The organism is Paenibacillus sp. BAC0078, assembly GCF_054483875.1.
The window spans coordinates 76,530-88,880 of sequence record NZ_JBTLRW010000005.1 but is presented as its reverse complement, the minus strand read 5'-3'; the positions used below and the strand labels follow the sequence as shown (position 1 = coordinate 88,880).

At 49.9% G+C, this 12,351-nt stretch carries 10 protein-coding genes; 8 read left to right on the top strand and 2 right to left on the bottom strand.

Translation table 11 applies throughout. The annotated features are described in order from the left end of the window. Positions 1–619: 619 nt before the first annotated feature. The 5 genes from ACX1DY_RS11695 to ACX1DY_RS11675 all read left to right on the top strand — a co-directional run bounded on the left by ACX1DY_RS11695 (position 620) and on the right by ACX1DY_RS11675 (position 7,872). Positions 620–2,929 carry an FMN-binding protein gene (locus ACX1DY_RS11695; protein WP_458964372.1) on the top strand — a complete coding sequence of 770 codons (2,310 nt, stop codon included), beginning with the start codon at positions 620–622 and terminating at the stop codon, positions 2,927–2,929. A gap of 225 nt (positions 2,930–3,154) precedes the next feature. Further along, positions 3,155–4,111, top strand: coding sequence for a 3'-5' exoribonuclease YhaM family protein (locus ACX1DY_RS11690; RefSeq protein WP_458964371.1), 957 nt, complete (start codon positions 3,155–3,157; stop codon positions 4,109–4,111). Between the two features lie 228 nt (positions 4,112–4,339). After that, positions 4,340–5,302 (top strand): carbohydrate kinase family protein, encoded by a 963-nt coding sequence (locus tag ACX1DY_RS11685; RefSeq protein ID WP_458964370.1) that lies wholly within the window; start codon positions 4,340–4,342, stop codon positions 5,300–5,302. A 12-nt stretch (positions 5,303–5,314) separates the two neighbouring features. Next, a complete protein-coding gene (gene gtfA, locus ACX1DY_RS11680; RefSeq protein WP_458964369.1) occupies positions 5,315–6,781 on the top strand; it encodes a sucrose phosphorylase in 1,467 nt (488 codons plus the stop codon). A 116-nt stretch (positions 6,782–6,897) separates the two neighbouring features. Beyond that, a complete protein-coding gene (locus ACX1DY_RS11675) occupies positions 6,898–7,872 on the top strand; it encodes a LacI family DNA-binding transcriptional regulator (protein ID WP_458964368.1) in 975 nt (324 codons plus the stop codon). Between the two features lie 529 nt (positions 7,873–8,401). Here the strand turns inward: ACX1DY_RS11675 and ACX1DY_RS11670 are convergent. Continuing rightward, positions 8,402–9,079, bottom strand: a complete 678-nt coding sequence (locus ACX1DY_RS11670; RefSeq protein ID WP_458964367.1) for a 3'-5' exonuclease — start codon at positions 9,077–9,079, stop codon at positions 8,402–8,404. 162 nt (positions 9,080–9,241) lie between these two features. Here ACX1DY_RS11670 and ACX1DY_RS11665 point away from each other — a divergent pair, with 162 nt between their 5' ends. Then, on the top strand, positions 9,242–9,574 hold the full coding sequence (locus ACX1DY_RS11665) for a VWA domain-containing protein (protein ID WP_458964366.1): 333 nt from the start codon (positions 9,242–9,244) through the stop codon (positions 9,572–9,574). 24 nt (positions 9,575–9,598) lie between these two features. Here ACX1DY_RS11665 and ACX1DY_RS11660 read toward each other — a convergent pair whose 3' ends face one another. Beyond that, the gene (locus ACX1DY_RS11660) at positions 9,599–10,153 is read right to left on the bottom strand and encodes a GNAT family N-acetyltransferase (RefSeq protein ID WP_458964365.1); all 555 of its coding nucleotides are present in this window, start codon (positions 10,151–10,153) and stop codon (positions 9,599–9,601) included. Positions 10,154–10,440: 287 nt separating this feature from the next. Here ACX1DY_RS11660 and ACX1DY_RS11655 point away from each other — a divergent pair, with 287 nt between their 5' ends. After that, positions 10,441–11,340: a LysR family transcriptional regulator gene (locus ACX1DY_RS11655; protein ID WP_458964364.1), complete on the top strand. Its 900-nt coding sequence runs from the start codon at positions 10,441–10,443 to the stop codon at positions 11,338–11,340. A gap of 120 nt (positions 11,341–11,460) precedes the next feature. Next, complete coding sequence (locus ACX1DY_RS11650; protein ID WP_458964363.1) at positions 11,461–12,342, top strand: transporter substrate-binding domain-containing protein; 882 nt, start codon at positions 11,461–11,463, stop codon at positions 12,340–12,342. The last annotated feature ends 9 nt before the right edge of the window (positions 12,343–12,351 follow it).

Here is a 12,351-nt window from a genome sequence, read left to right as displayed (position 1 = left end):
CGCGGGCATTTTTGTTTACAATTTGCTCTAATAAATCCAGTGTGGTGCTTAAGCGGCTTGCGGGCCGAGGCGAGTGCTCCTTGAGCGTATATTTGGGCGGGGAGGGACTCCATTTAGCGGCTGGTTCGGCCATTGTAAAGCCTATTTTCTAAAAGCATGACATCATTTTAAAATATCACATCAGGTATCAAAAGCGCAGTGTAAGATATCACATTGCTTTCATAAGACGGAGTAAATGGGAGAATCTGAGAGATAAAAGCAATGTGCTTTTTGTGTTAATTGCAAAATAGTGATGTTTCTTATAGGGTATGTGATTTTGTATACAGAGAAGGTAAGGATAAATTTGATACCATCAAGCCACAAATTACCACTAGCAGACTTGAATCCTTTTATGTGAATTTATTCACCTTATTATGTGAATTGTTTCACCTTTTACAAAAACATATAATTGGATGCAATTTTTCGTACACGGGATGGGTCGCGCAGGAATGGGAAAGGGGGGATGACCTCTTATGAAGAGACATGATGTTCTTCGTAAGAAGGGATGAGAGATGAGCATAGCAGTGAATCGTTTTGAAGGGCTACATACTACTGGGGATATGGTAAAGGAGAATACGCAGTGAAAAAACTAATTTCTTTGACTGTCAGTGCAGCCTTGCTGCTCGCACCATTCGTGTACACGATTAATGCACCAGCTTTGAACTTGAAGGTAGATGCGGTTTCGGCAGCTTCTGAAGAAGCACCGGCAGCACCGGCCAAACCGGCAGCAACACCAAAACCGAAACCAACGCCAAAGGCGACAGCCAAACCGAAACCAACGCCAAAACCGACAGCCAAACCGAAACCAACACCAAAAGCGACTGCTAAACCGGCAGCAACGCCAAAAGCAACTGCCAAACCGGCAGCAACGCCAAAAGCCACTGCGAAACCGGCAGCAACAGCTAAAGCCACTGCGAAGCCTGCTGCAACAACCAAGCCTGCTGCCACAGCTAAGCCGGTTGCTACAGCTAAACCGGTTGCTACAGAAAAACCTGTAACGGTAAAACAAGCTGTGTACCAGGACGGAGTATATGTAGCTTACGGCAATGCTTACTCCAAAGGCACTGAAGGCGCTAAAGTAACCATCAAGGATGGAAAGATTGCAGATATTGAGCTTATGAGAACCAGTCCGAAGATTATTGACAAAAATGCCCGCGACAATTACAGCGGCGTTTGGGCTGCTTACGGATTGATGAAAGAAAGACTGCTCGGCAAAACCAGAGACGGCGCAGCAGCAGTAGATGCTGTTTCCGGCGCAACCCGCTCCAGCAACGGCTGGAAGCTCTCGGTGGACAGAGCGTTCGAAAGATCGCTGGAAGTGAAGCCGGCAAATGCGACTTATTTCCCTGGTGACCATATGGGTGTTGATCCGGAAGGCAAATATGCTGTATTCGCCAGCTATGATGCGAACAAGCTTACTGCGGTTAAACTGTATCCGCTTACTGCAGCCGGAGATTTCGTGGATGAGAAAGCCTACACTCCAGAACAAACTGCAGCCATTGCGGCAATTACACCAGTACTGCTTGCAAAAGGTTCTTCCGCACAGCCGGTAGCCGGCTATGAAGCTGATTCCAAGGCTGCCATCAACGCCTTCTGGGATGCGGAACAAAATGCCACCATCAACAACACTTCCGCGTACATTGACGGATTCTACTCTTCCTACGGCACTGCAAGAAGCGTAGGCGTTGAAAGAGCTGATGTAATCATCCGCAACGGCAAGCTGGTTGACGTGAAGCTGTACAGACTTGGCACGAACCTGATCGACAGAGGCGCATCCGCTTATGCTGAAGTTGTTAAGGCCAATCCTCCAATGACTGCAAAATTGCTTGCTAACGGTTCTTATATCGCTAATTATAATGAAAAGGTAGACGGAATTTCCGGAGCTACCGAAAGCAGCCACGGCTGGAATCAGGCTGTAGAAAGAGCCTTCGAGAAAGCGCTGAAGGTTCCAACGGAAGGCCAATACTTCGACGGCAGATTTGCCGGAGTGGATAATGCCTCTAAGATCTTCCTGCTGGTTGATGTTGCGGCAGACGAAGTAACGGGAGTTAAATTGAGCTTCTTCGGAACAGACGGCAAATTGATTGCTGACGATAAGCTGACCCCTGAACAAAAAACGCTGACTAACCAGCTTACAGCTGCAATGCTGGATAAAGGCGTAGACATGGATTATGTGAACGGTCAAGAAACCTTGTCCGCAGCAGCAAAAGCAGCCCTGGTTGACGCTCTGGCCAATGCTTCCAAAGTCCAAGGCGCTTATAAAGACGGTACCTTCACTGCTTACGGTGACGCTTATGACAAAGGAACGAACAAAGCCGAAGTTACTCTGCGCAACGGTAAAATTGTTAATGTTGCTCTGAGCCGTGTGGGCATGAATATGGAAGACCTGGGCAAAAACGCTTATGCTGAAGTACAAAAAGCGATTCCGCAATTGACCTCCAGCTTCATTGCCGCAGGCACCAGAGAAGGCGTACAGGAAGTAGATGCTATTTCCGGCGCGACCAGCAGCAGCAAAGCATTGAAAACGGCTGTTGACAGAGCCTACGGTAAAGCTGAAGTTGTAGAAGCTAACAAAGCTGCTTACTTTGACGGAGTTTTCATCGGAGCAAGCACTGATAAGTCGGTAAATATTATGGTTTATGTCAAAAACGGTATTCCTGTAGATATGGTTCTCTACTTCCTGGATTATGCAGGCAAAGTAAAGGGACTTAATCAATTGACTGACGCTGAAAAAGCTGTAAAAGCCGAGATTGAGACCACCTCGTCCGGTTCCGGTCTGCACAAGTACGGATATCGTCCGGCTGCATTCGGTGCGAACGATGATGAGAAAGCAGTCTCTGCCAAGGTGGTAGAAGCGATCAAAGCTGCGCTTGAAACAGCCGGCAAATAGTTTTCCTGCTAAGCAATGGGTTGTCTCTGGTCATGCAAATGGCCGGGGATGGCCCTTTTTTTAATTAGGAGAACCCGCCGTATACGGCTTATGATAGGATTGGACATAAATACCGTTGGCAATCGTATAGTAATTGTATAGTTATTTAAAGGGATTTCGGAGGTGAATGTCTAAAGTTACATATACACAGCAGGTTTAGGTCTGCTAGTAATGGGAGGCTCCAAAATGACACTAATTAAACAGCTATCTCCGCAGGATGAATTTGTCGGCTTTTACCTGTTACGGGAGCTGGCAATCAAACAAACAAACGGTACTCCTCCGAAGGATTATTTTGATATTGTTCTGGGTGATTCCAGCGGCCAAATTTCTGCTAAATATTGGGATGCCAGCACGACCGATAAAGAAACCTTTTTTCCGATGGCGCTGGTCAAGGTACGCGGCATTGCGCATACCTACCGCGAGAAATTGCAGGTCAAGATTACCAAGATCAGATTGGCTAATGAAACGGACGGCATTTCACTTACCGATTTCATCCGTTCCGCTCCGATTCGTCCAGTAGATCTTATTTATACGATCAAGGCGGCTATGGGCAGTATTGCGGATCAGGAGATTGCAACGATTGTTACCTTTTGCGTGGGCAAGGTAGAGGAGAAATTAATGCATTATCCGGCGGCAAAAACCCATCATCATGCCTACTTTGCCGGACTTGCTTATCATATGGTCAGGATGCTGGAAATCGGCGATTTTCTCTGCAAGCAGCGTCCGTTCCTGAACCCCGATCTCATGAAGGCGGGCATCATTCTGCATGATATCGCCAAGCCGGAGGAGATGATCTCCCAGTTTGGCATTGTGTCCGACTATAGTGTGCAGGGCAAGCTGATCGGCCATATTTCTATGGCTTCGAACTGGATTACGGAGGCGGCGATCCGCTGCGGCATTGATTTGGAATCGGAAAAGGTGCTCGCCCTTCAGCATCTGGTTCTGTCTCATCATAACTTGGGTGAGTGGGGCAGTCCGGTTCAGCCGCAGACGGCGGAGGCGGTAGCCCTGCACCATATTGATACGATGGATGCCAAGCTGCAGATGGTGGAGGATGCGCTGGATACGACACCTGAGACGGAGGAATGGACGCCGTTCATCCGGGGGCTGGAGAATAAGGCAGTATACCGGATGAAGATTTAATTTCCATTAGGCGTCGATATTCATGTTAACAGCCACCTGCTTTTTGAGCAGGTGGTTTTGCTAACGTGACCCATCAGCCTCCGCCCCGTATGCCTAGCCCTACACAATGGCTCAGAGAAATAACGCTGCGAATTTTATGTCAAAGGATTGACATAAATCAAGCCTTTGACATATAATCTGTTTGAAGATGATTTGAAAGTGTTTTCAAATCGCAGTAGGAGGGAGAACATGGTGTTCAAGCTGGATGAGAGAATTAAGCTGCCGGCCGATAGAGAATATGATGTGCTGACAGCGGGAGAAATGCTGGTTGATTTTATTTCGGAGGATTATCAGAATACTGCAGGGCAAGGGACTTATCAGCCTTTTTTCGGAGGGGCGCCTTCCAATATCGCAATGAATGTCAGCCGCTTGGGTATCCGCCCTATAGTGGCTTCGGCAGTCGGTAATGACCGGCTGGGTCTTTTTTTGGTTGAATCATTGAAAAAGGCAGGAATTGATACCGGGTGTGTGCAAATTGTACAGGATTCCACCAGTCTGGTGCTTATCACGAAAAGCACGTCCACCCCTGTCCCGATCTTCTACCGGGCCGCGGATTACCAATTGGCCTACACGCCGGAGCTGGAGCAGGCTGTGCTGAAGGCCGGGATCGTGCATTTCTCCTGTTGGCCGATCTCGATGGAGCCGTCGCGGCAGACCATTGACCGGGTGATTGAGGCGGCGAAGCGGCGCGGCATTCCGGTATGCTTTGACCCTAACTATCATCCCCAGGTCTGGCGGAAGGGCGAAGACGGCACGGACTATGTCAAGAAGATTATCGGCAAGGCGGATATCGTGAAGCCTTCGGAGGACGATGCGGAGCGGCTGTTCGGCAGCGATACCCCCGAGAACCAGGTGCAAAAATACGTCGCGCTCGGTGCAGGTCTTGTCATTATGACGCTCGGCAAGGACGGCGCTATTGTCTCGAATGGACAGGAGACGGTCCGGTTTGAGACGCTGGCGCATGAGGTGGTCGATACGACCGGAGCGGGCGACGCTTTCTGGTCGGGATTCTATACAGCGCTTGTCAGAGGCGCAACGGTCCGTGAGGCGCTCCGTTCAGGTTTTGCCGTAAGCGCATTTAAACTGAAATTTACCGGTGCAGTGGTTCCGCTGCCGGATTTAAGTACAATACAAGCTGAATACGGATGCTAGGGGGAGAAGACAATGGTTAAAAATCAAGTGCAACTGATTACGTACCCGGACTCGCTTGGCGGAGATTTGAAGTCGCTCCGTCATGCGCTGGATACGTATTTTCCGGATGTGTTCAAGGGCGGGGTGCATATTCTGCCTCCATTCCCTTCGTCGGGTGACCGCGGTTTTGCACCGCTGACCTATCTGGAGATCGAGCCTGCCTTCGGCGATTGGTCGGACATCCGGGCAATCGGGGAGCGGCATGATGTGCTGGTGGATCTCATGGTCAATCATATCTCCTGCCGGTCCCCTTACTTTCAGGACTTTCTGCAGCACGGGCGGCAGTCGCGCTACGCCGATCTGTTCCTTACGCTGGATAAAATCTGGGCGGACGGACAACCGGTGCAGGCGGACATTGATAAAATGTTCCTGCGCCGCAGCAAGCCCTACTCCACTTTCACCATTCAGGAAACACAGGAAGAACTTCAGGTGTGGACGACCTTCGGCAAGACCGATCCGTCCGAGCAGATTGATCTGGATATCCGCTCGGAGAAGGTCAAACAGCTGTTCATACAATTCTTCACCTGCTTCAAGGAGAACAATATCAAGATCGTCCGGCTGGATGCGGTAGGCTATGTGATCAAAAAGCTGGGCACCAGCTGCTTTTTCGTCGAGCCGGAGATTTATGACTTTCTGGACTGGATCAAGGAGCTGGCCGATTCCCTTGATATCGAGCTGCTGCCCGAGGTACACTCGCACTATTCGATTCAATACAAGCTGGCAGAGCACGGCTGCTGGATTTACGATTTTATCCTGCCGTACCGGATTCTCGATACGCTGCTGAACAAGGATAGCCGTGAGCTTAGGGAGTACCTGCGCACCCGTCCGGCCAAGCAGTTCACAATGCTCGACTGCCATGACGGCGTGCCGGTCAAGCCTGACCTGGACGATCTGATCGACACGAAGGATGCCCGCAAGCTCGTGGATACCTGTGTCGAAAGAGGAGCGAACCTGAGCCTGATCTTATCCGACGAGCACAAGGCGCCCGACGGGTTCGACGTCCATCAAATCCGCTGCTCCTATTACTCGGTGCTGGACTGCGATGATGATGCGTATTTGGCGGCGCGGGCGATTCAATTTTTTGCTCCGGGCATTCCGCAGGTGTATTATGTCGGGCTGCTTGCCGGTGAAAATGATCTGGAGCGGGTGCGGGAAACCGGCGAGGGACGCGAGATCAACCGCCACAACTATACGCTCCCGGAAATCGGGCAATCGCTGGAGAAGGAAGTTGTACAGCGTCTGCTCAGGCTGATCCGGTTCAGAAATGAATACGAGGCGTTTAACGGCGATTTTACAGTGGAAGAAGCCGCAGCGAATGAAATCAGACTGACCTGGACGAGGGGCGAATTCCGCTGTACGCTGTACATTAACCTTGATACGATGCGCCCTGAGATTGAATATACGGACGGGGAGGGCGCGCTGAAGCTGCTTGAGGTGTAGAGCTGCGCTTTCAGGAGGTACAGGAAGGTGTCAGCAATTCGTTGGTCAGCCAATCTTTTCCTATACGCGCCCGATAAATTATAATAGAGAGACGAGCTTTAGGAAGGAGCAGTGCAATGGCTACGATCAACGATGTGGCGGAAAAAGCCGGTGTGTCCGTGACTACCGTTTCAAGAGTGTTAAATAACCGGGGGTATATTAGCGAAAAGACCCGGCAGAAGGTATATCAGGTCATGGACGAGCTGAAGTATCAGCCGAATGAGCTGGCCCGTTCGCTGCTGCGCAAGCACTCAAATGTACTTGGGCTGATTATCCCTAGCGTGGCGCATCCGTTCTTCGGTGAGCTGGCGAATGAAATCGAATCTGTTGCTTATCAGCACGGGTTCAAGCTTCTGCTATGCAATTCGCAGTTCGATTCCGCCAAGGAGCGGGAATACATCGATATGATGCGGCGCAACCGGGTGGACGGGATGATTCTCGGCAGCCATACGCTGGAGATCGGGGATTATACCAATTTGAATTATCCACTGGTCACCATCGACCGCCGGATTGGTGATATTCCGTTTGTCGCGTCGGACAATGAGAACGGCGGCGCTCTGGCAGCCCGTCTGCTGATCGCTAAGGGCTGCCGCAAGCTCGGCCATCTGGCTGGCAATATGAAGCTGGATATGCTGTCCAATCTGCGTACGACCGGCTTTGAGCGTGAGGCGAGACAGGAAGGCGTCAAATTTGTCACTTACCAGACCGAGCTGGATGTCTTCGATGAGCAGATTTACAATGAAATTATCCGTAAAATGTTCACTGAACACCCCGACATCGACGGCGTATTCACGACAAGCGATCTGATGGCGCTGTTCGTGATGAAATGGTGCCGCACGGTCGGGAAGGAGGTCCCCCGCGATGTGCGGGTCATCGGCTATGACGATATCCCCGCCGCCTCCTGGTACATGCCCGGGTTAAGCACGATCAGACAGCCGATCAAGGATATGGCCCGGCGGGCCGTTGAACTGCTGCTGGAGCAGATGGAAGACAAGCCGGTAGAGCGGGAGACCATTCTGCCGGTGGAGCTAGTTGAACGGGAAAGCACATGAGTTGTTAATTTGGGCTATATCAATTGAAGTGAAATCCTCTGTGAAAAAAGGTGGTCGTAACTGCGGTGAATGTTTGGACTTCCGGCCGCTGTTGTCTTCAAGTTTCTTGATTTATACCGCTCTTAGCGGATGAAACTTGAAGACAAAGGCGGACGCTATCGCTCCTACAGTTCCAAAATTCCCCTCCGTTCCTTACCCTTTTTAGTAGGTTTTCAAGTTCAATGGATATAGATCTATATAAGTTGAACTTTAGATTTTCATATTGGGGTCTGGTCGTTACTGCGGTGAATGTTTGGACTTCCGGCCGCTGTTATATTTGGATTTCCTGATTGAAACTGCTGGGCGCGGTAGAAATCCAAATATAAAGGCGGACGCTATCGCTCCTCCAGTTCCAAAATTCCCCTCCGCACTCCTACCCTTTTTATGTTTTTTAGTTCAACTGATATAGTTGTGGAGTAAGCAAAACCCCCGATCCGCTGAAATGGATCGGGGGTTTGGTGTGTTCGGAAGCGCTGGAGGCTGAGCAATTTCAGAAGAAATTGCTCCAGGTAGAGGCTCCTTTTGCCGGACGGGCGGGAGGCAGCGGAGCGCTTTTCTTGGCTGCGGCTTTTTTGGTGGTTTTCTTGGGCGGAGCCTTGAACGGGGTATAGCCGCCCGCATACATCGTTCCGGCCGTATAGCCTTGGCTCCCCGCGAGCAACAGGGGATCGGCTTGTCCATCCATCTCCATCAGCTTGAGCAGTATGGAGGCCGAGGCGCGGGCATCGTCCAGAGCATCATGATGCTTCAGGCCGATTCCGAAATGCTGAGATACTACATCGAGCTTATGGGAGGGCAGCTCATGAAGAATTTTTTTAGCCAGCAGGTAGGAGCATAAATATTGAAAAGCAGGGTAGCTGAAGGCGGTCCCATCCAGACAGTAACGCAGGACACTCATATCAAAGGAAGCATTGTGCGCCACAACGATCTCTCCCTGCAGCAATGGTTCCAGGGTAGGCCACAGCTCGTCAAAGGTAGGTTTGCCCTCAACCATCGAGGGGGTTATGCCGTGAATCGCAATATTCATGCCGTCAAAGCGCTGCTGCGGGTCGATCAGCCATACGTGCTCGGCGCTTATTGCCCCGTCTCTGACTTGAACAAGCCCCAATGCACAAGCGCTGGAGCGGCTGGAATTCGCAGTTTCAAAGTCAATTGCAGTGAAATTCATAGATAAAGCCCCTTAACTATTATGTATAGGTTCATATTAAAGGAGCAGAGCGGTAAATACAATCTATTGAATTTACAAAGTATAGCGGATATGGTATTCCTTATCTATGCAGAACTGGTAATATGCTGAGATGACAAGGGGTGGGACTATGGATTTGTTGTTATGGAGGATGTGATCCGCAAGTATACCCAAGAAGAAAAGGATTCAACACCAGTATTCATTATTTTTATTAATGATGGTGGCGTAGTAAGGCTGACCAGAAAAGTGATTATGGAGGCATCGATACAACCGATTTTTTGGCAATTTGTAGGTATAGGTGATTCCGACTTCGAAGTGCTAAAGCAGCTCGATACGATGACCGGACGGCTTGTAGACAATGCAAATTTTATACACCTGGACCGCATTGAGGAGGTTTCCGATGAGGAGCTTTATGATCAGCTTTTGAACGAATTCCCCCTCTGGCTTAAGGCGGCAAAGGAGAAGCGGATTCTCTAGACAGGAAGCAAAGATTGCCCTGTTTTATGACGTGGAGGTTTGTTCTGCCTGCTGCAAAGAGAATGCTTCCAGGTCGAGGCGATACCCTTTTACCAGGGTTGTGCCGTTCATAATATCCGTCTCGAAGGCCCGCTCGAAGCCCAGTCTCTCGTATAGCTTAATGGCTGAAGCCATCATGTCTGATGTGTGAAGGTTCAGGGTAACGGCTCCAAGCTCCAGGGATCTTCTGACAGCCTCATGGATCAGCAAGGCGGCAATGCCGCGGCCCCGGGCGCCCGGTGAAACAGCCAGCAAACGAATAATCGGCGAATGGATGCCCAGATCCGGTCTGCCGTAAGCCTCCTCTGAGGAGAGGAACAGCAGTACACTGCCTACAATCTGTTGATCTATTTCAGCAATAATCCGTGCTGCTGGAGCTGTTCCGTGGACCGACATAAGGATGGAATCGCGATACTCTATCCAGTACGGCTCTGGCAGAACAGCTGAATATTGCCCATACGCCTCCAGCAAAACTCCCGCAATGGCTTCACGGTCGGAATCGACTGCTTCACGAATAATAATCTCTTTTGAGCTGGACATGTCGCGCCCCCCTGTTTATCAAATTGAAAGGATTGAGGTTTATTATAATCGAGAAATCCGATGAATATAAGTGGAATTTAAACATTCTGATCAATGAATAGAAAAGTTCTATCTTGATTTGTGATTTTTTTAATGGTTTTTCTGAATAATCGCATGAGAAGTCTGTTGACAAAAAAAGGACCGGTGAATAAGATATTAACTAAATCTATAGGCGAGCACACTTTTAATTCATTGTTAAACGATTGGAATAGTTGATATTTCTAGGGTGTTACTGAGGGGGGCTACTATTGAACATCGAAAATATTGAGGCATTTGTCTATATCAACCATTACGGGAGCTTCAATAAGGCTGCGGATGTCCTGTATATTTCACAGCCCACGGTTACTGCCCGTATTCAGTCGCTTGAGCGCGAGCTGGATTGCAGAGTGTTCGAGCGGCAGGGCAAGCAGATCCAGCTCACGGACAAAGGCAGGCAGTTTCTCCCCTATGCGCAGCAAATTCTGCAGGTCTATCAATCCGGCAAGCATCATCTCCAATCGAAAGGTCATGTGCCGGATGAACTGAGAATCGGCAGCACGGTATCGGTCTCCAATTATCTGATGCCTCAGCTTCTGCTTCATTTGAAGAAAGCTTATCCGAACCTTAATATCAAGCTGACGACGGCATCCACGGAGGCTTTGATTGACAAGCTGAAAGCGAAGGATATTGATCTGGCTTTTATCCGCAAGGTGGTCAATCCGGCAATACAGGCTTATCCATTCTGCGAGGACCCCATTTCACTGTATGTGTATGCGGGGCATCCGCTGGCTCAGACGGAGACGCGCCGTATTTCCATTCAGAGCATCCGTGAGGAGACGCTTGTTTTCTTCGAATGCGGCTCTTTGGACTGGATGCGGCTGCACCGCGTGTTCGGGAGCATGGAGCAGCCGCCGAATATTGTGTATCAGGTGGATAATCTGGAGACGGCCAAGAAGCTGGTGATCCGAAAAGCGGGCATTTGCTTTTTGCCGGCCTTGAGTGTGCAGGAGGAAGTGGAAGCAGGAACATTGATCCGGGTGGATATTGCCGAGACGGAGGGCATCTCCTTACGGACCAGCCTGATCTCCCTGAATGGGGAGCATGCCGGATTTATCGAAACTCTGCTGGAGCTGGTGCCGGGTAAACCGCTTAATCGACTTATTATATAAATGGATTAAAAAACTCTATTAGCGCATGGCTACATGCAGTGATAAAGTTAATTGCATATAATCCGACTAAATCTATATGGATTATAAACAAACCATTTTACATTCAAAGGGGATAACAAGATGAAGAAGACGATCTTACTGGCCAATTTATTGATTTTGACGCTGGCGCTTGCCGGCTGCGGCGCGAACAATAACAGCGCGAACAGCAGTAAGAGCGGCAATGCATCTGGAGCAGCGCCACAAGCTTCGGCAGAAGCATCTGCCGCAACAGCTGAGCCGGCCAAAGTGACCAAGATCGTCGTCGGCACAGGCACCGGGTTCCCGAAGGTATGCTTCATTGACGAGAACGGCAAGCTGACGGGCTTTGATGTGGAACTGATTAAGGAAATCGACAACCGTCTGCCGCAATATGAATTTGATCTGCAGACGATGGATTTCAGCAACCTGCTGCTGAGCCTGGAGACCAAAAAGATTGATCTGGTCGCCCATGTCATGGAGAAGAACCCGGAGAGAGAGCAGAAGTACTCTTTTAACAAAGAACCCTACGCCCACTGGAGAAACCGTATTGTTGTCGCCAAAGACAATGATTCGATTCATTCGCTTGATGACCTGAAAGGTAAAAAGGTGCTGACTGGCGCAACCAGCGCGGAGGCGCAAATACTGGAGAACTATAACAAAGAGCATGATAATGCGATTAACATTGTCTATCAGAACGGCGCAGCCAATGATACAGTGAGCCAGATTAGCTCGGGACGGGTGGACGCTACGCTCGCTGCAGATTTTGTCCTGCCGATCATTGATCCGCAGAATAAGCTGAAAGCCACTGGCGACGAGCTGTCCTCCGCTGATATCTTGTACGTCTTCCGCAAGAATGATGCCGATTCGCAGAAGCTGTCGGATGCCATTGACGGAGCCATCAAGGAACTGAAGGCAGACGGCACGCTTGGCAAGCTGAGCACGGAGTGGCTGGGAGCGGATGTTACCGCAACTACGGTTAAGTGATCAGAACGA

Coding starts and splice junctions, on each gene's coding strand:
- ACX1DY_RS11690 (WP_458964371.1), top strand. CDS start 3,155: ATGACACTAATTAAACAGCTATCTCCGCAGGATGAATTTGTCGGCTTT.
- ACX1DY_RS11650 (WP_458964363.1), top strand. CDS start 11,461: ATGAAGAAGACGATCTTACTGGCCAATTTATTGATTTTGACGCTGGCG.
- ACX1DY_RS11675 (WP_458964368.1), top strand. CDS start 6,898: ATGGCTACGATCAACGATGTGGCGGAAAAAGCCGGTGTGTCCGTGACT.
- ACX1DY_RS11670 (WP_458964367.1), bottom strand. CDS start 9,079: ATGAATTTCACTGCAATTGACTTTGAAACTGCGAATTCCAGCCGCTCC.
- ACX1DY_RS11685 (WP_458964370.1), top strand. CDS start 4,340: ATGGTGTTCAAGCTGGATGAGAGAATTAAGCTGCCGGCCGATAGAGAA.
- gtfA (WP_458964369.1), top strand. CDS start 5,315: ATGGTTAAAAATCAAGTGCAACTGATTACGTACCCGGACTCGCTTGGC.
- ACX1DY_RS11665 (WP_458964366.1), top strand. CDS start 9,242: ATGGAGGATGTGATCCGCAAGTATACCCAAGAAGAAAAGGATTCAACA.
- ACX1DY_RS11660 (WP_458964365.1), bottom strand. CDS start 10,153: ATGTCCAGCTCAAAAGAGATTATTATTCGTGAAGCAGTCGATTCCGAC.